Below are 21,842 nucleotides of genomic sequence, written 5' to 3'. Positions count from 1 at the left end.
ACTGTTTTTTTACTGGGCTGGATCTGGTGTCTGCAAGGCTTCTAAAATAGCGTTAAAGGTTTGATAGCTCTGAGCTCCGACCACCAGTTTCGGATTAAGAATACGATTATTTTCTATTTTACCGACTAAAAAACTGGGCGTACCACGAATGCCGAGCGATGAGCCGTAAGCGACATCTTGCTCGATTTTAGTTAACGGCGTCAGCTCTGTTAAACACTCATTAAATTGCTTAATGTTGAGTGATAATGCATTGGCACTGTCTTGATATAGCTTGTCACCCAGCGTTCTTATGTTATTAAACAGCAGGGCGCGCATTGGCCAATAAGCGTCTTGCTGTAGACTGCAGTTGGCCGCAATCGCGGCTCCTTTCGCTTTAGGATGAAAATTTAAAGGAAAGTCTCGGGTAATATATTTTAGTTTTCCTGTGTCGATATATTGGGTTTTTAGTTGAGAAAAGGTTTGATCGATATAGCGCTTACAGTAAGGACATTGATAATCTGAAAACTCAATAATGGCCAAGGTTGCCTCATCAGCACCGAGGGTTGGCAGTTGGCCATTGGCATCGATATTATCTTGTGTCGCTAACGTTTTATACTGAGGTTCGGTCGATGCCATGGCGACACGGTGAATATCGTTTACCTGACTGGCCATGATACGAATATCTTGTTTTAACTGGCCTAACTCTTGTTTTAGCATGGTGAGTTCATCGTGTTCAGGTGGGCTTTCTGGTTGACAGGCGACAATGAATAGACTGCTCAGCATTAATATAAGAATTTTCAATGACGATTTGAACATGGTAAGCCCTCATTTTTCAGTTTGTTGGAGCCTTCAGTTGAGCATTACAGCTTAATTTTACACTTTTTGATAAGTCGGTAAAAAGTGGTGCGAGAGATGTTGAGTTCACGCGCAGCTGCCGAAATGTTGTGGTTATTGCGTTTAATGGCATCGAGTAGTAACTCGGTATCTATGTCGGTACGATGTTGAGCCAGATCGATAACATCTTGGTTTATATTGGTCTGTTTACTTAATTTTATGCCTAAATCGGCTTCGCTCAGCCGTTCACTATTAGCCATAATTACAGCACGGTGAATCCGGTTCTTTAACTCTCTCACATTACCAGGCCACTCATACTGTGTCATGACATGCAGTGCCTTTTTCGTCAAACGGTAGTGAGTTCTGGGGGGGCTGAACTTGGCTAAATAGGCGCTGGTTAATAGCTCAATATCGTCTTTGTGGGTTCTCAGGCTAGGGACTTCAAGGTGGAGAATATTGATACGATAGTATAAATCTTCTCTGAAACGACCTTCCTCAACGGCTGCTTCTAAATTGATATGGCTGGCAAAAATAATACGGCAATCGATGTCGACTCTCTTGTTGCCGCCAAGGCGTTCAATATAGTGATCTTCTAAAAAATGTAATAAATTAATTTGTAAATCTAATGATAAATCACCTATTTCATCTAAAAATAGCGTACCGGTATTGGCACGTTCAATCCGGCCAATATATTGCTTGTCGGCACCCGTAAATGCCCCTTTTTCGTGCCCAAAGAGTTCTGAGTGGATCAAGCTTGCTGGCAAGGCGCCACAATTAATGATGACGAACGGACCGAGATGTCGCCGCGATAAATTATGAATTAAATTAGCGCATAGACCTTTACCTGTGCCAGTTTCACCGCTTAATAATATGGGCTCATCTGCGGCGGCCACTTTAACTATCTGTGTCCTTAGCTGATTAATGACTGTCGAATGACCCAATAACAAGTCTAATGGTTGATCTTGGGCACAGCGTTGTTGATGTTGTGCATTGACTAAGGCGACGCCATAGGTATGGCCTAAAGTATGTTGTAGGCGTTCACTATCGATGGGCAGATGATGATAGTCGATAAAAAAATCAGTTAAACAAAATGTGAACTGATCTTTAATGCATTTATCATCGGTACAAAGGGCTACCCATAACAGCTGGTTGTAATGGCTCTGCAGCAGTTCAATCACATGCAGGGTTTTGTCGAGAGAAGGTGTTGAAATGATCGCAATCGCGACATAACAGGGGTGTTCTTGGAGCAATTTATAGGCATGTTCAAAGGTCTTGGCATGAATAATATGCCAATGATTATCGTTAAGTGATTTATTACAAAAGCTGTCATTATCCGTAAGGTTTAACACTAAAAGTGTGCGATTGCCTTCGGTGTCATTTGCGCTTATTTGAGTCACAATAATTCCTATATGGAATTGAGTTATGATGCAAAGTGATAGGTAACTTTAAGTCTAGGAAACCTTATCTAGAGTGCAAACTATCAACGCAGTATTACCCACCTTATTTTTGGGGATACAAGGTGGGTTAAGTGCTATTTGGCTGACAAATCTTTTTTGGGGTCAATAATGTTAGCACCAGTAAGTGAGACGCTGTGCCCGCTGCTGTGCCTTGCTCAGTGTGGTGCTGGCTTGGTGTCGCAGGCGATATAGCGCCTGATAACACAGCGGCACCAGATAGAGGCTGGTGATGGTGGAAAAACTCAAACCGCCGATGATGGCGATGGCCATCGGCGCGTAAGGCGGGCCACCGCCACCGAGTTGGGTGTCACCCATCGCCAAGGGGATTAAACCTAGGACTGTGGTTGCCACCGTCATCAGCACCGGACGAAGGCGGGTGATGCACACCTTGTGTATGGTATCAGGCAGTTGTGATAATTGCGGCGTTTGCTGATTAATTTGATCCACCAAAACGATACCGTTATTGACCACGATCCCCATTAAAATCAATATACCAATCATAGACATAATATCCATCGGCGTGTTCGTTATCAGCAGTGCCCAAAACACGCCAGTGATGGAAAACAAGATCGAGGTGATAATGGCTGTGGGCAGCAGCAAGGATTCAAACAGCGCCGCCATCACTATGTAGATCATCGCCACCGCCAATAGCATATTGGTGGCCATAATCGCTTGGTCTTCATCTTGGCGCTCAAATCCGCCGCGCAGCGAGTAACCGTATCCAGGGGGGAATGACACCGCCTGCATCACATCTATGATGGCTTGCTGCGCCTCTTCGGTGGTGATGTCGTCAAGGTTAGCGCCAATGGATAATGCCGTGAGTCGCCCGTAATGACGGATAGTATCGAAGCGGGGCTTAATGCTGATGTCGGCAAGGCTTTGCAGCGGATAAACGCGATTGTCGATACGTACTATGGGCAATTGCTTGAGTTTTTCAAGTGAGGTTTGCCACTGCTTTTCATAGGCAAGCTCGATACGCAGCTCACCGTTGGGATCGTGCCGAAATGAGCGCAGAGGCACGCCGCGCAGTGCGAGAGATACGTTTTGCGCCAGCTCCCTCAAGCTTAGCCCCAACCTCGCCGCTAAGGTGCGGTTAAGCTGGATCACTACCTCTTGCTGGGTGCCATTAAGCTCAGAATGAACATCCGTTAGCCCTTTGATGTTGCTGAGTAAGGGGACTACTTGCTGGCTGATCTTGATTAAATCTGATGTTGAGCGGCCCGTTAAGGTGACACGTATGCCACTATTTTCATCGCCCCAGCCAAATTGCGGCGTAGCGATCGAGAACTTAGGAAAGCCGTCACGTATTTGGCGTTTAAGTGCCTTGATATCGATATCCATATCTTCTTGCAGTAATAACGTGGATTGACCGCGATCGGCCGCGTAGTAGCTGTAAACTGAATCGATATAAAATGCCTCTTTGTTGGCGTAAAGATAGTCCTCCATGCGGTTTATCATCGCTTCGGTGACGGCTAAACTATGACGCCCATCGACTTGATAATTAATATAAAGGCGATTGTTGCCTTCACCGTCAGATTGATCTTGTTTCACTTGGCTCAGGGGCAGTGCGGTGGAAGCCAAAATAAGCAGCGCAAAGACGCCAGCACGTTTTGGCCGGTGTAAGATCCAGTCAAGGCTTTGCTCATAATAGGCTTGTAAGGTGCTGGTTTTTGGCGTGCTATCTACCTTGAAGTGCAGCTTACTTAGCATCAAGGGGATTAAGGTTTTCGCGACCAGCAGTGATGAGGCCAATGAGATACAAATGGCCACGGCCACATGTTCAAGAAAGATGGTTAACTGCACTTTAACCCCAAAAATATTGGGCAAAAATACAATGGCGGTGGTGAGCGTGCCAGCCAGCACCGCTAAAGCCACCTTGTTAACGCCATTTTGTACCGCTTGCTCTGCACTGGTGTTATCGGCGTGTTGTTTTTCCTGTAATACGCTTTCTGTTACGACCACGGCATTATCAATCAACATGCCTACGGCCAGCAGTAAGCCCATCATGGATAAAATATTTAAGCTGTAACCTAAAAAGTACATGCCGGCTAAGGTCATGCACAGTGAGATCGGCACCGAGGAGACCACCACCAAGGTCATTTTGAGATCCCGCAGAAACAGGTACAGCACAGCAAAGGAGAGCAGGGCGCCCATTAAGCCGGCAAGCAGCAGATCTGACAATGACGATTTTACCCCATGAGCTTGATCTTCCATGATAAATAGCTTGATCCCTTGAAATTGGGGATCTTGTTTGGCCGCTTCAATTACCTTGAGTACGCGCTCAGAGACATCGACTAAGTTAGCCCCCGACTCCTTAAACACATCTAACCCTACGGCATAATTTTGGTCCAGATGACGGCCATCGAGCCGTTCGGGCAGGGCGTAACGCACGCTGGCAATATCGCCTAAGGTGATGCCCGGTGCTAAGGCTAAGGCCTGGATCTCATCTAAACCACGAAATTCGCCTTTAGGTGATACTTGATACACCTTATCATTGGCGCGTATTGTGCCAGCGCTGACAATAAAGTTCGCTTGGCGCAGGCGCGCTTGTAACGCGTTAAGGGATAGGTTGCTGGCAGTGAGCTTATCGGCATCGAGCCTTATCTCTATCTGTTTTTGCTCCACGCCATATAGGGTCACTTGCGATACCCCCTCGACCCGCTCCAAGGGCCTTTTTAACTGTTTATCGAGCAGATCAAAGGCGCCAGAGAGTGCACGGTCGCTGGAAATTCTCACCGTCAATAGTGGCATATCGGCGGTGGAAAACTGCCTGATAAACACCCGCTCAACATCTTGGGGCAACAGATGGCGTACGGCATCGACCTTTTCTCGGGCTTCTAGGCTTTTCGTGGCGACGTTCTCGCCCCATTTCATCCGCAGTTCAATCTCGGCGCCATTTTGCGATGAGCGTGATCTTAACTCCTCAATCCCGCCCATGGTCGCCAGAGATTGCTCTAAAATATTGGTGATTTCGCGCTCCACTTCGGTGGGGGTCGACCCCTTATAGGGCACCTCAATCAATACCTGAGGAATATCAATACCGGGAAACATCTCCAGCGGTAACAGACGGCTGGAGGCAAGGCCGAACAGTAAAATGGCGACAAAAAACATGCTGGTGGTCACGGGACGGGCAATCGCTAAGCGGGTGATATTCATTGTGCCTCTCCCATAGCTGGCGCGGCTGGTGTAGGCTCAGGTTCTCCCTGATACTGCTTACGGTCAAAGAGTGAGTAAAGGGCAGGGATCACCACCAAGGTTAATAAGGTGGCAAGGCTCAAACCAAAGATGACGGTTATCGCCATAGGCGCACGCACTTCACTGCCATCACCCAGCCCTAATGCCATCGGGGCAAGCCCCAGCGCGGTGGTCATGGTGGTCATGATAATAGGGCGCAAACGGGATTTGGCCGCTTGTTCTATCGCCTGCACTTTTTCTATGCCTTGCTGGCGCAGTTGATTAATTCTATCCACCAAGACGATGGCGTTGTTGACCACTATGCCGGCCAGCATGATAAGGCCAATAAATACCACCACGCTTAAGTGGGTTTGTGTAATGTATAAGCCTAATACACTGCCGCCGACAGCCATGGGCACGGCAATCAAGATAAGTAGCGGATGGATAAGGGATTCAAATTGACTGGCCATCACGAGGTAGACCAAAAATATGGCCAGCACTAAGGCGATTTGCAGTGATTTAAATGAGTGTTCCATCTCTTCATTTTGGCCGCCAAAGCGGATCTGTATGGTGCTTGGTATGGTTTGCTGGCGTATGAGCGCCTTGGCTTCTGCCACTGCCTCGTTTAAGTCACCAAAAGCCAAGTTTGCCGAAACAATGGCCACACGTTGCTGACTGATGCGATTAATCGCAGACGGCCCCAAGTTAAGCGACACCTCAGCCACAGCGCTCAGTGGAATGGGCTGAGCGCTGTTGGGGTTGATTATCATCGAATCGATATCGCTTATCTGGTTACGCTCTTCAATATGGCTGCGCACCAAGATATCAATTTTACGATCTCGCACTGTGTATTGGCTGGCGATAGTGCCGCCAATGCGCTGGGCTATGCGGTTAGCAACCGTTGGGGCATCCATCCCTAAGGCGGCAAGCCGTGCATGATCGAAGCGAATACTCAGCTCGGGTTGGCCATCGCGCAGGCTGGTGTTGAGATCGGCAAAACGTGCAGACTCAGATAGCGTGTTAACTAGGTTATCGGCCGTGTGTTTTAACTGGGCTAAATCGTAGCCAATCACTTCGATTTCCAGCGGCGTTTTAAAGCTAAACAATTGAGGGTGCTCGATAGTGGCATTGAGCGCTGGAATGCGCATAGCGGTGCTTCTGAGCGCTTGGCTGACCGCAATAAAGGCATGGTGATCGGCTAATACCACTTGTAATCGGCCCCAGTTTTCGCCACCGCGAGAGGTGTCGGATGTCATTAAGCCCCCGCTACCGGCTTGACTATAAGTGTGTTTAACATCACTGCGGTCTTTAATCGCCAAGGCGAGGGTTTGCAGTACCTTGTCGGTTTCGCTCACCTGAGTCCCTGGGGGTAACTCGACCTCTAGGTAAAATTCGCCTTGCTCCATCGCCGGAATAAGCTCCATGCCTAAACGAGGCACTAAAGTCATGGTGCCCGCAGTAATGACCATGGCAATAACGACAGTAAGCCTGCTCCGTTTCAGCGCAAAAGGGAGCAAACCATGATACGCCAGCTCTAATAACTGATAACCGCGATTAAATAACTGACTGATGGGGCGCATAATAAGACCGGTTAACCAAGCAAGCACCCGAGTGAGCATTAAGACTAAGGTCAATAATAGCGAGGGTAAATAGTTAAATAACAGTATAAATGGCAAGGAAAACACTGTGGTGGCGTAATGTTTCACTTTCGCCATCTTGGTGTCCGCCAGCGGCTTTTTAGCTTGGGGCAATAGCTGTGGCAGGGCGCTAAAGCCTTTACGCGAGGCGAGCATAGGGATGGTGGTTAATGCCACCAGTAATGAGGCGAGCAGGGCAAAAGTGACGGTTAACGCTTGATCAGAAAACAGCGCCCCAGCGACCCCGTCGACAAAAACCAAGGGCACAAATACCGCCAAGGTGGTTAGGGTCGAGGCAAAAATAGCGCCAGCGACCTCTTTGGTGCCAGTCACGGCCGCGTCGAGTTTACTCATGCCGAGTTTTTTACAACGGTCGATGTTCTCCAATACCACAATCGCGTTATCAACCAGTAAGCCTACCGCCAGTGCGATGCCGCCAAGCGACATGATATTGAGGCTGATGTTGGCAAAATACATCATGTTAAAGGTGGCGATAACCGAGAAGGGGATAGAGATGGAGATAATCAATGTGGGCAGGATATCGCGTAAAAACAGATAGATCACTAACATAGACAACAGGCTGCCCAGTAGGGCGGCCATGGTCACTTCACTGACCGCGCTTTCGATAAATTCTGATTGATCGTAAATGACTTGCAGCTGAGTTTTTTCGCTGAGCTTATTGAGCTTTTCCAGTTCAGCTTTGATGTTGCGCGCCACCGCGACCGTATTAGCATCACCTTCTTTATAGATAGCCAGCTCGATAGATTCTTGCGAGCCGATGCGGGTGATGTCACTGCGATCTTTGTGGCTGTCGATAATGTCAGCGATGTCTGACAGTCGCACCAATGTGGTGTTATCACGGTAGATGATGATCTGCCCGAGATCTTGCAAGGAGTTAAATTGATTTAGGGTGCGCACCAGATATTCTTTCTCGCCTTGCACCACCTTACCTGCGGATAAGTTAATGTTTTCAGAGGCTATGCGCTCACGTATGGTGTCGGCGTTAAGATTAAGTTGGTTTAACTTTTGCTGGTTTAATTGAATATGAACCTCTTGCTCTAGCCCGCCTGAGAGCCTAACCGCCGCGACGCCGCTTAATGCCTCGAGCTGGCGTTTGAGCTCCTCTTCGGCAAAGGTGCGCAGCTGTTTGAGCTCAATGGGCGTAGCCTCTGGTTGCGATAGGGCTAAACGTACAATAGGGTCGAGGTTAGGGTTAAAACGCAGTAATAGGGGTTTATTGACATCGAGTGGCAATGCGATGGTGTCGAGTTTTTCGCGCACATCGAGACTGGCCATATCCATGTCGGTGCCCCATTCAAACTCAAGCACCACATCTGACATCCCAGAGCGTGAAATTGAGCTGATCTTACGCAGCCCTTTGACAATGCCAGCAGCTTCTTCGATGGGTTTTGAGACTAACTGCTCAACTTCAACGGGCGCAGCGCCGTTATATTGTGTGCGGATCGTGATGGTCGGGTAACTCAGATCTGGCAGTAGTTTTACCGCAAGGCGAGAAAAGCCCACCATACCAAATAACAAAACCGCCAACATGAACATCCATACCGAGACAGGACGCTTGACTGATGTAGTAATTATCGACATAAGCTCAACTCCTGTTATTGCTGCGCGCGGGCGACATCGAGTGCTCTTATGACATCAACTAACGACTGATCTTTCAGGTTTTGCTGACCTCGAACCACAATTTGCTCACCCGGTTTGATACCCGAGATCACTTCGACGGTGTCGGCTTCACGATACCCTAGGCTGACTTGGCGACGAGTGGCATTGTCTCCTTCAATCACATAGAGCGCATACTGATTATCTTGATTGATCACCGCGCTGTAAGGCACAGTGATCACATTGGTGTGCGTGTCGTATCTGAGCTCAACCCGGGTAAACATGCCGGCTTTTAATTGAGCCTGTTGGTTGGGCACCGACAGAGTCACCTTAAAAGTGCCACTTTGGGCATCGACAATGGGGCTGATCCGCAGCACTTTGGCGACAATGCGGTTATCGGTTTGTTGATTGGCAAACAGTTGTGCGTCTTGCCCTAGGCGCAGGCGATCGAGCTGAACTTCAGGCAGGTGCACTATGGCATATAATTCATCTTGGTTGACCACATAGAAGAGCTCATCAAACTCTTTAGCCATATTGCCTTGCTTAACAAAGCGGGTGGCGATGACCCCGTCGATAGGCGATCGCACCAGACTCTCCTCTACTTGCAATGCCGCTAAGTCACGTTTTGCGCTGGCCGCCTGCAGGTTATATTCAAGTTTTGCCATAGTATCGGCGCTGATAAAGGCTTTATCGGTCATTTTGTTGAGTCGGTTGAGCTCTTGCTCGATGATCTCAACCTCGGCTTGAGAGCGGGCTAAATCATAGCGTTGACGTTTAGCGTCTATGACTGCCAGTAACTGCCCTTTAGTGACGCGATCGCCTTCTTCCACTTTAATGGTTTCGATAAGCCCAGCAATACGGGAAACCACCTTAGCTTCAAGTGGCGCCTCTAACGTACCAGTCGTGCTATAGAAGGAGGAGACATCCCCTTGAACGACCGTGGTGGTTTCAACGGGAATGGCGTATTTAACCTCCTCTTTTTCCTCGGGGGTAGGGCTGCAAGCACTCAGTAGTGCCGCAAGTAGGATAGGTAGGATGATGGTCTTATTATTGGGTGCTTCCATGTCGTTAAACTCATTGGTGTGATTTCATTAGCGGTTATAAAGCATCAAATGTGCCAAATCATTTATATCTTTATATACAATAAGTTAGCTTTGGAATGGATTAGTTTGTTGGTGAGCCGAATGAAAGATGTAGCGTAAAAGTTTAAATGTTGCGGTTTTTAACAATCGGTGGTGAACTCGATGGTGATATCGGCATTGGCCGCATCTTATGGGGTGCGTCATATTGCTCAAGCGTGTTTGAAGGCGCCACCTACACTGGCGCACCTACATTAGGTTATTTCGTTATTTCAATCCAACTTCATCTGGTGCGAGTTGTGAGTTAAAAGCTAACGTGGTTTTACCCCCCCCAAAAAAAAATTTGGTGGCCTTGAATGAAGGTTGAGGCATTTTGCGTGATTTGGTTTTTAGTTAACGATAGTAGCGTTAACCTTCATCATTTTGAATTGCTTGCCGCAGGCCTTTCGTGCAGGTGCTTCTGTGACACGCCGCAAGCACATCCTTGTGGGCTCTACACCAGCATCCCTGCTGGCAAAGGCCGCAGCCGCGTTTACACTTGGGTTCTAACGTTTCTTCGATTAAGCTGCATTTGGTGTGAGTGGCGAGTAGAAAGCTAACTCAGTTTTGCCCCACTTCACGTTAAAGTATTTACTCAGTCCAGAGCAAGCTCGCAGTTGTTCCTTAGAATATGTAATGTGACCAGCCATAGATTCAGGCAATATCAATTTATAGGATCTCATTTTCATCCCAATCCCAGTCAATTTGGGAAATGTCATGGGAGACTTTGTGTAAATACCACCCGAGCAAAGCGACTATAGAAAGGATTAAAACTATAAAAGTTTAAAGCATATCATACCCTTAGAGCTTATATGTAACATAACGACAGGGCTTACCATGGCAATTGAGTTCCATCGTAGACAAAAAATGAACCTGAATGCTTAAGTTTTAAATTGTCGATAACATTAAGCATGCCTTTAACACTCTCTTCTACTGTTACCTTGCCATCCTTTCCGCCCATATCGGTTTGTACCCAACCAGGATGAATTGCCATAGTCTTCACACCCGCTTCGGATAGTTCACAAGCCAAAGACTTAATTATTTGGTTGAGGGCGGCTTTTGATGCGCGATAACTGTATCGACCACCAGAGCGGTTGTCATCGATGCTAGCGAGTATTGAAGTCATCCCAATGATGGTTTTATCTTCGCCAGCAAGAATGTTATTAAGCAAAGCCTGCGTGATTAACATGGGCGCAATGGTGTTGACCTTTAATACATTTATCCATTCCTTTTGCCTCATATTGCTTAGGCTTTCACATTCATCTCCGCTTACCCCCGCGTTATGAATAAGTACATCAATGGCGATGCCCGCAAATTTTTCTGTCAAAGCGAGAATATGGGACTCATTACTCACGTCGAGCGGATGAATACAAATGGTGGGATAAGTTTGTACCAAGAGACACAAAGCCTGAGCTGTATTGATGTCACGGCAGCATGCAATCACACGCCATCCACGCTGAGCGTATTGTTTAACAAGCTCTAGGCCTAACCCTCGATTGGCGCCAGTGATAAAAACCGTTTTCATTGTGAGCTACCTAAGTTGATTATAAGTAAGAATGAGTTGGTCAATGCCGAGCCTTGACCAGCTTGTAACCATTGTCGTGATACTTACTTCACAACTACGTTTGCTTCTGACAAATGAACTGCTGTACGTTTATCAAGACGTCCACTCATTCGAGTAAGAGCAAGCGCAACGATCACTATCACGGCTCCAATCCAAGAGGTATGCATTAAGCCCATTTCTGACACAATCATACCGCCTCCCCAAGAGCCAAGCGCAATACCCACGTTAAACGCCGCAATGTTTAGACCAGAAGCGACGTCTACCGCATCAGGAGTGTATTTTTCAGCCAGTTTAACCACATAGACTTGTAAGCCAGGAACATTACCGAATGCAAAGGCCCCCCAAACTAAAATGGTCGCGACTGCGGTGATAGGGTTAACGGCCGTAAAGTTAAATACAACTAATACGGTGGCGAGTCCCGCAAAAATAATCGTCAGTGCTTTTATTGGCCCCATCTTATCGGCCATTTTGCCGCCCCAAATATTACCAATCGCTACTGATACGCCGTATACCAACATAATTAGGCTGATTGCATTGGCGCTGAATCCTGTTTCCTGTTGCAAAATCGGCGCAAGGAAAGTGAAAGCGGTAAAGGTACCACCGTAACCGAGTGCTGTGATGGCATACACCAGTAGTAGTCTTGGTTGCGTTAACACTTTTAGTTGTGATGACAGTTTAGCGGCAGTAGGCTGTTTTAGGTTGCTTGGCACTAAGAAAACACTACCAATCAAGGCAATAAGTCCTAATAGCGCTACAATCAAAAACGTCGATTGCCAACCAAAGGTTTGGCCGATGTAAGTACCAAGCGGCACGCCCGTTACTAATGCCACGGTTAATCCCGTGAACATAATCGCAATCGCGCTGGCTGCTTTTTCTTTAGGTACTAGGCCAGTCGCAATTGTGGAGCCGATAGAGAAAAAGACACCATGGGCTAAACCAGTCAAAATGCGAGCAACGATAAGGGTGTTGTAACCAGGTGCTTGCCATGCCAATAAGTTGCCAATCACAAACAATGACATAACGGTAATGAGTACATGCTTACGGTTCCACTTTCCCGTTAGCGCAGTTAAGACAGGTGCGCCAATCGCAACACCGAGTGCATAAAGGCTCACCAGCAGTCCTGCGGATGGCAGTGAGACGTTTAGGTCAGAAGCCATGGTCGGGAGCAACCCCACGATCACAAACTCCGTCGTTCCGATAGCAAAGGCGCTGAGCGTCAATGCGAGAAGTGCTAATGGCATATCATTTACCCTCTTTTGTTAGGTTCTGTACACAGCAGCGAATGTGTTTATCAACGTGTCGCGCTGGTGTGATTTGATGGAGGGATTTTGCGTGGAAATTTAGTTGCAAAAAACAGGTTATTTAACAAATGATATTTGTTATAAATGCAATAATTAAAAAGAGACTCTTAATTAAATGGTAGGCAGCATGCGCACGAAATCGGACGATTTAGAAATTCTACTTACTGTCGTTGATACTGGCGGATTTACTGCGGCAGCAGAAAGTCTTGATATACAGGTGGCACGCGTATCACGAGCGGTGAGTAAGGTAGAAAGCCAACTTGGCGTGACGATATTAAACCGAACCACAAGACGGATTGAATTAACGGATGAGGGGCGGCAATTCGTTGAGTCGGTGCGAATAGGGCTGATGCAGTTGCAGCAAGCGGAAGACGAGATCATATCCCGTGGGGAATTACCCAAAGGGCGGCTGCGTGTTGATGCCGCCAGTCCATTTGTGTTTCACCAGTTAGTTCCACTCGTTCAGCCATTTAATCAAACCTATCCTGATATTGAGTTGGAGTTAACCTCTAATGAAGGTTTTGTTGATTTACTAGAAAAGAAAACCGATATCGCTATTCGTATCGGTGCATTAAATGATTCAACTTTACATGCAAGGCCTCTTGGCCGAAGTTTACTTTACATTGTTGCTTCACCTGATTATTTATCAAAGCGCGGCTTTCCGAGTAAGAGTAGTGATTTGGAGCACCACGATACCATCGGATTTTCAACACCAAAAACACTCAACGAATGGCCTCTGAAAGGATTTTCAGGGCTGACACCCACGCTGACCTCAAGTAACGGTGAAACGGTAAGACAGCTCACGTTGATGGGAAATGGAATCGCCTGTCTATCGGGCTTTATGGTGAAAAAAGATATTGCGGAAGGAAGATTAATTGCGTTGTTAGAAGGTGAAAAAATCGGTAACTCAGGTAGGGAGCAAATTAATGCTGTCTACTATAAGTCTTCTTCTGTTGCCAAGCGGATTTCTGCTTTTATCGATTTTATTCAGCCAAAACTGGATCTGTAAATCGTTCAACGCGAGGTAACTCCGTACCTCGCTTAGGCTATTTCTTCTGGCACCTTGGACAAAACAGATACCAATAAAAGCCGATGAGACATCGACACCCAACAAGATCATTGCTGGAACATGCTTATACTATTGCAATTTTAACAAATATCATTTGTCTTTGTTGCTATCAATGTAATGCGTTGAGTTTGTTAGTATCCCTCACAAGAAATAAGAGGGCTTATTATGTCTAAATCACTTTTTCAACCTATCCAATTGGGGTCATTGACTCTCAAAAACCGCATCGTCATGCCACCAATGACACGATCCAGAGCAACTCAACCTGGGGATGTCGCTAATGATATGATGGCGACGTATTACGCTCAGAGAGCCAGTGCAGGTTTAATTGTCTCCGAAGGTACACAAATTTCACCGAATGCAAAAGGCTATGCGTGGACGCCAGGTATATACACACCTGAGCAGATTGAAGGCTGGTGTAAAGTAACTCAAGCAGTACATGCAGAAAATGGCGCTATTTTCGCGCAGCTCTGGCATGTGGGCAGAGTCACTCACCCAGATAACATTGGTAGTGAGCAACCGATTTCTTCATCAGCGTTAAAAGCGGAAAACGTAAAAGTATTCATTGATAATGGCAGTGATGAACCTGGTTTTGTTGACGTAGTGCAGCCTAGAGCAATGACAAAAGCAGATATTCAACAAGTCATCGTGGATTATCGTCAAGCGGCATTGAATGCCGTTGAGGCAGGTTTTGATGGTATTGAACTGCATGCGGCGAATGGCTATTTGATCAACCAATTCATAGACTCCGAAGCTAACAACCGTACCGATGAATACGGTGGTAGCCTGGAAAATCGTCTTCGTTTTCTTGATGAAGTTGTTGCAGCATTAGTTGAAGCGATTGGCGCTAACCGCGTAGGCGTGCGTCTTGCTCCCTTGACTACCTTAAATGGCACCGTGGATGCGAACCCTATTGAGACCTATACCGCTGCGGCTGCGTTACTGAATAAGCACGGTATCGTTTATCTGCATATCGCGGAAGTTGATTGGGATGACGCCCCTGATACGCCCGTGTCTTTTAAACGTGCCTTACGCGAGGTTTATCAAGGCATTTTGATTTACGCAGGTCGTTATAATGCGGAAAAAGCAAAGCAAGCTATTGATGACGGACTGGCTGATATGATCGGCTTTGGTCGACCTTTTGTGGCGAATCCCGATCTTCCTGAACGTCTACTTCACGGCTACCCATTGGCAGAGCATGATCCAAACACCTTGTTTGGTGGTGGTGAAAAAGGGCTGATTGATTATCCAACGTATAAAGCTTAAGGGGGGAAGTATGTTTAAGGTATTTAAAGGTCACGGACTTGAGACTAGAAACCGTATCGCTATGGCGCCGATGACTCGTTCACGCACGTCTCAACCTGGTGATGTACCAAACGAGATGATGGCAACCTACTATCGTCAGCGTGCCAGTGCTGGTTTGATTGTCACAGAAGGTGCTCCTGTCTCAGCCGTTGGTCGGGGCTACTCTATGACGCCAGGTATTTACACAGAAGAACACATTGAAGGCTGGAAGAAAGTGACTCAGGCTGTTCATGAGGAAGGGGGTAAGATATTTATCCAACTCTGGCATGTTGGCCGTCGTAGTCATTCCGATATTTCAGGTTCACAACCCCTGGCACCATCAGCGATAAAAATTCCAGATCAGGTCTTCGGCCCATTACCTGAAGGCGGGTTTGGCATGGTGGAAACCCAGCAGCCAAAAGCAATGAGTGCAGATGAAATCCAAGCAACCATTGCCGACTTTGTTAAAGCTGCAAGAAATGCTGTTGAAGCAGGGTTTGATGGTGTTGAAGTTCATGCTGCGCATGGTTACTTGTTTGATACCTTTTTACGCTTAGAAAGCAACCAAAGAATTGATCAATATGGTGGCAGCCAAGAGAATCGTATGCGCTTTCTGGTTGATACGTTACAAGCACTTACCGAGGAAATTGGTGGGGAAAGAGTTGCGGTTCGTCTGTCTCCTCATATCGGAGAGGGTTTTGCTGGGGATGATGTTGAAATTGTTCCACTAACGTTAGCATTGTTGGAAAAACTACAACCGATGAACCTTGCGTATGTGCATTTTTCAGAAAACATATCACGCTATGTAGAGGTGCCTGAAGAGTTTCGCCAGCAAGTACGCCGAATATACTCTAATCCAATCATGGTTGCAGGAAAGTTGACCAAGCAATCTGCGCAACAGTTGCTAGATAAGCAGTATGCTGATTTCGTTGCCTTTGGTACACCTTTTGTAACGAACCCAGATTTAGTCGCCCGATTTGCCCATGATTTACCATTGGCCGAGTTTGATGCCGATGCTAGGTTAACCTTATATGGAGGAGGAGCCGAAGGCTACACCGATTATCCAACATATCAGGCCTAATACACCAGGTACCAAGGACGATAACTCTTTGGTGCCTTACCTTTTCATTAAGCGAGTGGAAGTGATATGGAACCCTATCGAATTTGGCAATATCAAACTGAGACACACAGTCTTGTTTTAGGTAAGGCTGAAATACCAGCTTTAGATGACAACGAAGTCTTATTACAAAACAAAGCGATAGGTATTAACCCTGTCGATTGGAAATTTATTAAAGCCAATCCTTTAAATTGGCCGAATGGCCATGTTCCAGGTGTTGATGGTGCTGGCGTCGTCGTTCAAGTAGGTTCTAAAGTTGATACCAGTCTAATTGGGCGTCGAGTGACATATCATGGCTCACTAAATCGCCATGGTAGCTTCGCTGAATATACCGTTTTGAACGCTGAGCGTGTGATGACACTGCCTGAGGGCCTATCGTTTGAACTTGCTGCGGCACTTCCCCGATGCTTACTGCGTGGCAGGCATTTGAAAAAATTCCATTAACCCGACAAAGAGAAGTGCTTGTCGTTGGTTTTGGCGCGGTGAATAATTTGTTATCCCAGATCCTTGTCAGAGCAGGTTATATCGTTGATATTGTCTCAGCGAGTCTGAGCGAAGAGCGAGCCAAAAGCTTAGGTATTCGCCAAGTTTATCGGGAGCAATCTCAAATCGACATGAAATACTTCGCCATTTTTGATGCGGTGAGTGGGGAAAATGCCGCCCATTTAGTGCCACTGTTAAGAGCGAATGGACATATTGTCTGCATTCAAGATCGTATTGCTAAACCTATTGACCCGCCATTTACCCGTACTATTTCCTATCACGAAATAGCCCTTGGAGCGTTACATGATTTTGGTGATAAAGACGATTGGCATGCATTAATGCAAAATGGTGAAGCGCTGCTTGAGCGTATTTCAAAAGGCAGTTTTAACGTTAGTTTACCTGCATATTTTAAATTCGAACAGATGCCCGAAGCGTTGGAGAACAGCGAACTTATGAAAACAAAAACGGTCATCGCCTAGTCGTATTATATATTCTTAGTATTTGGATAGTATGAACTGTAGAGTAGTAGACAGGTTAAGTAGACTTGTTCAAATTTCTCACCAAAAGTGGCAGAAGTGAGATGAAGGTGGTGAGGACTGCGGATGATTTTGAAATATTAGTCTGTAGCTAGTAGCCAGTTTTCAATACCATAACTTATTTATGAATAGCTAAATTAGCAAACTCCCTAAAACAGAATTGTCCAAAACCGAGTTAGCTTTTGACGGCTATGTGGTTACACAATGACGGCTAAATCGAAGAGATTAAGAAATCGGTGTAGGTGCGGCTGTGATCTTCGATTTCAGCAGTGAAATCGCAGAGCACCTAGGGATGATTCTTTTCAAAAAGAGAGTCAGCGGTGTCGAAGAAACACCTGCACGTAAGCATGCTGCAAGCAATTGGTTGCCATGAGCATGAGAGTTAACGCTACCATTAGATAGATGCGAATAAAAAAGGCACTCAATGAGTGCCTTTTAACGTTTAGCAAAGATCGTTCTGATTAGCCGCGTTTGTCTAAATCGACAAAGCTACGCTCAGGTGAACCTGTGTATAGCTGACGCGGACGACTGATCTTGTGACCAGGCTGATCTAGCATCTCTTTCCAGTGGGCAATCCAGCCAACAGTACGTGCCAATGCAAATAGCACGGTAAACATACTGGTCGGGATACCGATGGCTTTCATGATGATGCCTGAATAGAAATCGACATTCGGATACAGCTTCTTAGACACAAAGTACTCATCTTCAAGCGCAATGCGTTCAAGCTCCATCGCCACATCAAGTAGCGGATCGTTCACTTTAAGTTCGGCAAGCACTTCATGACAGGTTTCACGCATCACTTTAGCGCGTGGGTCGAAGTTCTTGTAAACGCGGTGACCAAAGCCCATTAGGCGGAAAGGATCGTCTTTGTCCTTAGCGCGTGCAATAAACTCAGGAATACGATCAACGCTGCCAATCTCTTCAAGCATGTTTAAACAGGCTTCATTGGCGCCGCCGTGAGCCGGCCCCCAAAGTGAGGCGATACCCGCTGCGATACACGCAAATGGGTTAGCTCCAGAAGAACCCGCTAAACGAACGGTAGAGGTCGATGCGTTTTGTTCGTGATCGGCGTGAAGGATAAAAATACGATCCATCGCGCGTTCAACAATTGGGTTGACCTTATATTCTTCGCACGGTACAGCAAACATCATGCTTAGGAAATTACCCGCGTAACTTAGGTCGTTGCGTGGATAGATAAAGGGTTGGCCAATTGAGTATTTGTAGCACATGGCTGCAATCGTCGGCATTTTAGACACTAAACGGAACGCGGCGATTTCGCGGTGATGCTCATCGTTTACGTCTAAAGAGTCTTGGTAAAACGCAGATAATGCGCCCGTCACACCACATAGCATCGCCATTGGGTGAGCGTCACGGCGGAAACCACGGAAAAACGAAGCCAATTGCTCGTTAACCATAGTGTGAGTCTTAACCGTGTAGACAAACTTATCGTATTGGGCCTTAGTGGGTAACTCACCGTAAAGCAATAGATAACAAAGATCTAAATAATCTGAATCGACGGCTAATTCGTCGATTGCGTAACCACGGTGTAAAAGTATACCTTGGGCGCCATCAATGTAAGTGATAGCGGATTCGCAGGATGCTGTCGCTAAAAATCCTGGGTCAAATGTAAAGTGACCTTTGCTACCTAGTTTGCTGATGTCGATTACATCAAATCCTGCTGTCCCTTTTTTAATAGGCAGGTCAATCGAATCGTTCCCTGGTAATTCCAATTTGGCTATATTATCAGCCATACCCCGTTCTCCTTACTTCATTCTTATGTGAGTGCGGCTTTGTCAAACGCCAATACTTTACAGTGAATCTAGATCACATTTCAATTTAAATAAGCGTTTAAATTCGTTAGACCATGGTCTTAAATTGGCTGAAGCCCTTATCAATACAGGAACTTGGCAGATTTTTTTACCAAAAAAACTAAATTTGCATAATGTGATGTTTGTATTTGACATTTCGGCGGCGTATACTTGCCTCGGCTCGAAAAGAGCTACAAACAAACCAATTCATAAACCATTTCTTACAAGCTTAATTAGTGATTTTTGAATTAGTTAACAGTTTGTTTAAACTTTTCTTTTGTGGCGAGACGAGGTGGTAAGTTTGCTTGCTGATCAAATTTCGTTCGAAAGGGGTTCGATAACAAAAATAATGCTCAATGGAGCAGAAGTGAGCAGAACGTGAAAAAGCAAAGACCTGTCCATCTAGATCTGCAGACCATTCGCTTTCCTGCAACAGCGATTGCGTCAATCCTACACCGTGTATCCGGTGTTATCATGCTGTTTGCCGTCGGCATTCTTATCTGGTTGTTGAGTGAATCACTCGCATCTGCTGAGAGTTTCGCAGGCATACAATCTCTGTTTGATAACTTGTTCGTTAAGTTTGTCGTCTGGGGAATTCTAACCGCGCTGGGTTACCATCTTGTCGTTGGCGTACGCCACCTCATCATGGATACCGGACGTTGGGAAGAGTTAGACTCAGGTAACGCTTCAGCGAAAGCCGCCTTCGTTATTGCCGCGGCACTGTCAATCATTGCGGGGATTTGGGTATGGTAACAAATGCAGCAAGTCTTGGACGCAGCGGCGTTCATGATTTTATTCTTATTCGTGCTAGTGCAGTTATCCTTACTTGTTACACTATCTTTTTAGTAGGATTTATCGCCGCTAGTTCTCCTCTCACTTATGACGTCTGGCATGGTCTATTTAGCACTCTGCCGATGAAAGTGTTTACATTATTGGCCCTAGTTGCCCTATTAATCCACTCATGGATTGGTATTTGGCAGGTGCTGACAGACTACGTGAAATGCGTCAGTTTGCGTGGTGTACTCCAATTCGTCTTCGTCGTGGCTGCCTTCTCTTATTTGGCTGCTGGCATTGTTATTGTGTGGGGTGTTTAAGTGAGTATTCCAGTTCGTGAATTTGATGCAGTCGTTATTGGCGCTGGTGGCGCAGGTATGCGCGCTGCACTACAGATTTCTAAAGAAGGTAAGAGCTGCGCGCTGTTATCTAAAGTGTTTCCAACGCGTTCTCATACCGTATCAGCACAGGGTGGTATCACCGTAGCGCTGGGTAACGCCCATGAGGATCACTGGGAACAACACATGTACGATACCGTGAAAGGCTCCGATTTTATCGGTGACCAAGAAGCGATTGAATTTATGTGTAAAACCGGTCCTGAAGCCATTATCGAGCTTGAGCAGATGGGTTTACCATTCTCACGTTTTGACAATGGTAAGATTTACCAGCGTCCGTTTGGTGGCCAGTCAAAGAACTTTGGTGGTGAGCAAGCGGCACGTACTGCAGCGGCAGCCGACCGTACCGGTCATGCTTTATTGCATTGTCTTTATCAGCAGAACGTTAAGCACAAGACTGAAGTGTTCTCTGAGTGGTATGCACTGGACCTAGTCAAGAATGATGATGGCGCGATTGTCGGTTGTACTGCAATCGAAATCGAAACCGGTGAAATCGTTTATTTCAAAGCCAAAGCCACGATTCTCGCGACTGGTGGAGCAGGGCGTATCTACGCTTCTACCACTAACGCCCACATTAATACTGGCGATGGTATTGGTATGGCGATGCGCGCTGGCGTGCAGATGCAAGACATGGAAATGTGGCAGTTTCACCCAACGGGTATTGCTGGCGCCGGTGTTTTGGTGACCGAAGGTTGCCGTGGTGAAGGCGGATACCTGCTCAACAAAGACGGTGAGCGTTTCATGGAGCGTTATGCGCCAAACGCGAAAGATTTGGCATCACGTGACGTGGTTGCACGTTCAATGATGACCGAAATTCGTGAAGGTCGCGGCCTCGATGGTCCATTAGGACCACACTGTCTGTTGAAACTTGACCATTTAGGTAAAGAAACCCTAGAAGCGCGTCTTCCTGGTGTATGTGAACTGTCTCGTACCTTTGCTCACATCGATCCCGCCGATGGTCCAATTCCAGTATTGCCGACTTGTCATTACATGATGGGTGGTTTACCAGCGAAAGTCAGCGGCCAAGTCATTCGTAAGAATGAAGATGGCAGCGAGCAAGATGTCGTCGGCTTATTTGCTGTCGGTGAAATTGCCTGTGTATCAGTACACGGCGCTAACCGCCTAGGTGGTAACTCACTACTCGACTTAGTGGTATTTGGTCGTGCTGCGGGTCAACACTTAGGTAAAGCGCTTGACGCCACTGTCGATCCAAAAGATGCGACAGATGCTGATATCGCCAAGTCACTTGAGCGTCTAAACCGTTGGGAAAGCAATAAAGACGGTGAAGACCCAGCCACAATCCGTAAAGATCTGCAGCTATGTATGCAGCTTAACTTCTCAGTATTCCGAAGCGGTGACGCTATGGCTGAAGGTCTGGCTGAACTTAAGGCTATTCGCGACCGTTTGGCGAATGCTAAGCTGTCTGACAACTCACAAGAGTTCAATACTCAACGTATTGAATGTCTTGAGTTAGACAACCTAATGGCAACGGCGTTAGCCACAGCCTATGCAGCAAACTATCGTACTGAAAGTCGTGGCGCGCATTCACGTGAAGATTACCTTGAGCGTGATGATGAAAACTGGCTGTGTCACAGTCTGTTTGACCCAGTGACTGAGCAGATGACTAAGCGTGATGTGAACATGGAGCCTAAGCTTCGTGCCGCGTTCCCGCCAATCAAGCGTACTTACTAAGGACTG

The 21,842-nt window shown here is 46.6% G+C and carries 17 protein-coding genes; 9 read left to right on the top strand and 8 right to left on the bottom strand.

Going from position 1 to position 21,842, the window contains the following annotated elements:
* Positions 1–9 precede the first annotated feature (9 nt).
* The 5 genes from AC5YB1_RS12105 to AC5YB1_RS12085 all read right to left on the bottom strand — a co-directional run bounded on the left by AC5YB1_RS12105 (position 10) and on the right by AC5YB1_RS12085 (position 9,762).
* On the bottom strand, positions 10–795 hold the full coding sequence (locus AC5YB1_RS12105) for a DsbA family protein (RefSeq protein WP_494519384.1): 786 nt from the start codon (positions 793–795) through the stop codon (positions 10–12).
* A 44-nt stretch (positions 796–839) separates the two neighbouring features.
* On the bottom strand, positions 840–2,210 hold the full coding sequence (locus AC5YB1_RS12100) for a sigma-54 dependent transcriptional regulator (protein ID WP_494519383.1): 1,371 nt from the start codon (positions 2,208–2,210) through the stop codon (positions 840–842).
* 171 nt (positions 2,211–2,381) lie between these two features.
* Positions 2,382–5,426, bottom strand: a complete 3,045-nt coding sequence (locus AC5YB1_RS12095) for an efflux RND transporter permease subunit (RefSeq protein ID WP_494519382.1) — start codon at positions 5,424–5,426, stop codon at positions 2,382–2,384.
* Complete coding sequence (locus AC5YB1_RS12090; protein WP_494519381.1) at positions 5,423–8,683, bottom strand: efflux RND transporter permease subunit; 3,261 nt, start codon at positions 8,681–8,683, stop codon at positions 5,423–5,425. The genes AC5YB1_RS12095 and AC5YB1_RS12090 overlap by 4 nt, the downstream gene beginning before the upstream one ends.
* A 14-nt stretch (positions 8,684–8,697) precedes the next feature.
* Complete coding sequence (locus AC5YB1_RS12085) at positions 8,698–9,762, bottom strand: efflux RND transporter periplasmic adaptor subunit (protein ID WP_494519380.1); 1,065 nt, start codon at positions 9,760–9,762, stop codon at positions 8,698–8,700.
* Positions 9,763–9,908: 146 nt separating this feature from the next.
* Here AC5YB1_RS12085 and AC5YB1_RS12080 point away from each other — a divergent pair, with 146 nt between their 5' ends.
* A complete protein-coding gene (locus AC5YB1_RS12080) occupies positions 9,909–10,085 on the top strand; it encodes a hypothetical protein (RefSeq protein ID WP_494519379.1) in 177 nt (58 codons plus the stop codon).
* 563 nt (positions 10,086–10,648) lie between these two features.
* Here AC5YB1_RS12080 and AC5YB1_RS12075 read toward each other — a convergent pair.
* Together AC5YB1_RS12075 and AC5YB1_RS12070 are read right to left on the bottom strand one after the other, a co-directional pair.
* On the bottom strand, positions 10,649–11,341 hold the full coding sequence (locus AC5YB1_RS12075; protein WP_494519378.1) for an SDR family oxidoreductase: 693 nt from the start codon (positions 11,339–11,341) through the stop codon (positions 10,649–10,651).
* Positions 11,342–11,424: 83 nt separating this feature from the next.
* Entirely contained in the window at positions 11,425–12,621 is a 1,197-nt protein-coding gene (locus AC5YB1_RS12070) for an MFS transporter (RefSeq protein ID WP_494519377.1), read from the bottom strand.
* Between the two features lie 187 nt (positions 12,622–12,808).
* Here AC5YB1_RS12070 and AC5YB1_RS12065 point away from each other — a divergent pair, with 187 nt between their 5' ends.
* The 5 genes from AC5YB1_RS12065 to AC5YB1_RS12045 all read left to right on the top strand — a co-directional run bounded on the left by AC5YB1_RS12065 (position 12,809) and on the right by AC5YB1_RS12045 (position 17,110).
* The gene (locus tag AC5YB1_RS12065; RefSeq protein WP_069530148.1) at positions 12,809–13,690 is read left to right on the top strand and encodes a LysR family transcriptional regulator; all 882 of its coding nucleotides are present in this window, start codon (positions 12,809–12,811) and stop codon (positions 13,688–13,690) included.
* A 225-nt stretch (positions 13,691–13,915) separates the two neighbouring features.
* Positions 13,916–15,013 carry an alkene reductase gene (locus AC5YB1_RS12060; protein WP_494519376.1) on the top strand — a complete coding sequence of 366 codons (1,098 nt, stop codon included), beginning with the start codon at positions 13,916–13,918 and terminating at the stop codon, positions 15,011–15,013.
* A 10-nt stretch (positions 15,014–15,023) separates the two neighbouring features.
* Positions 15,024–16,112, top strand: coding sequence for an alkene reductase (locus AC5YB1_RS12055; RefSeq protein WP_494519375.1), 1,089 nt, complete (start codon positions 15,024–15,026; stop codon positions 16,110–16,112).
* A gap of 66 nt (positions 16,113–16,178) precedes the next feature.
* Entirely contained in the window at positions 16,179–16,592 is a 414-nt protein-coding gene (locus tag AC5YB1_RS12050; protein ID WP_494519374.1) for an alcohol dehydrogenase catalytic domain-containing protein, read from the top strand.
* A 38-nt stretch (positions 16,593–16,630) separates the two neighbouring features.
* Entirely contained in the window at positions 16,631–17,110 is a 480-nt protein-coding gene (locus AC5YB1_RS12045) for a zinc-binding dehydrogenase (protein WP_494519373.1), read from the top strand.
* Positions 17,111–17,628: 518 nt separating this feature from the next.
* On the opposite strand, the gene AC5YB1_RS12040 is transcribed toward AC5YB1_RS12045, so the two are convergent.
* The gene (locus tag AC5YB1_RS12040; protein ID WP_494519372.1) at positions 17,629–18,918 is read right to left on the bottom strand and encodes a citrate synthase; all 1,290 of its coding nucleotides are present in this window, start codon (positions 18,916–18,918) and stop codon (positions 17,629–17,631) included.
* A 435-nt stretch (positions 18,919–19,353) separates the two neighbouring features.
* Between AC5YB1_RS12040 and sdhC the strand changes: the two genes are divergently transcribed.
* The 3 genes from sdhC to sdhA are packed head-to-tail and all read left to right on the top strand — an operon-like array spanning position 19,354 to position 21,836.
* A complete protein-coding gene (gene sdhC / locus AC5YB1_RS12035) occupies positions 19,354–19,728 on the top strand; it encodes a succinate dehydrogenase cytochrome b556 subunit (RefSeq protein WP_475516573.1) in 375 nt (124 codons plus the stop codon).
* On the top strand, positions 19,722–20,069 hold the full coding sequence (sdhD, locus tag AC5YB1_RS12030) for a succinate dehydrogenase, hydrophobic membrane anchor protein (RefSeq protein WP_110458168.1): 348 nt from the start codon (positions 19,722–19,724) through the stop codon (positions 20,067–20,069). The genes sdhC and sdhD overlap by 7 nt, the downstream gene beginning before the upstream one ends.
* Entirely contained in the window at positions 20,070–21,836 is a 1,767-nt protein-coding gene (gene sdhA / locus AC5YB1_RS12025; RefSeq protein WP_475516574.1) for a succinate dehydrogenase flavoprotein subunit, read from the top strand.
* Positions 21,837–21,842: the final 6 nt, after the last annotated feature.

This window comes from Shewanella sp. 433 (genome assembly GCF_059338565.1).
This window is presented reverse-complemented; position numbering and strand designations above follow the sequence as displayed.

Coding starts and splice junctions, on each gene's coding strand:
- AC5YB1_RS12075 (WP_494519378.1), bottom strand. CDS start 11,341: ATGAAAACGGTTTTTATCACTGGCGCCAATCGAGGGTTAGGCCTAGAG.
- AC5YB1_RS12095 (WP_494519382.1), bottom strand. CDS start 5,426: ATGAATATCACCCGCTTAGCGATTGCCCGTCCCGTGACCACCAGCATG.
- AC5YB1_RS12060 (WP_494519376.1), top strand. CDS start 13,916: ATGTCTAAATCACTTTTTCAACCTATCCAATTGGGGTCATTGACTCTC.
- AC5YB1_RS12080 (WP_494519379.1), top strand. CDS start 9,909: ATGTTGCGGTTTTTAACAATCGGTGGTGAACTCGATGGTGATATCGGC.
- AC5YB1_RS12105 (WP_494519384.1), bottom strand. CDS start 795: ATGTTCAAATCGTCATTGAAAATTCTTATATTAATGCTGAGCAGTCTA.
- AC5YB1_RS12085 (WP_494519380.1), bottom strand. CDS start 9,762: ATGGAAGCACCCAATAATAAGACCATCATCCTACCTATCCTACTTGCG.
- AC5YB1_RS12055 (WP_494519375.1), top strand. CDS start 15,024: ATGTTTAAGGTATTTAAAGGTCACGGACTTGAGACTAGAAACCGTATC.
- sdhD (WP_110458168.1), top strand. CDS start 19,722: ATGGTAACAAATGCAGCAAGTCTTGGACGCAGCGGCGTTCATGATTTT.
- AC5YB1_RS12070 (WP_494519377.1), bottom strand. CDS start 12,621: ATGCCATTAGCACTTCTCGCATTGACGCTCAGCGCCTTTGCTATCGGA.
- AC5YB1_RS12090 (WP_494519381.1), bottom strand. CDS start 8,683: ATGTCGATAATTACTACATCAGTCAAGCGTCCTGTCTCGGTATGGATG.
- AC5YB1_RS12040 (WP_494519372.1), bottom strand. CDS start 18,918: ATGGCTGATAATATAGCCAAATTGGAATTACCAGGGAACGATTCGATT.
- AC5YB1_RS12065 (WP_069530148.1), top strand. CDS start 12,809: ATGCGCACGAAATCGGACGATTTAGAAATTCTACTTACTGTCGTTGAT.
- AC5YB1_RS12050 (WP_494519374.1), top strand. CDS start 16,179: ATGGAACCCTATCGAATTTGGCAATATCAAACTGAGACACACAGTCTT.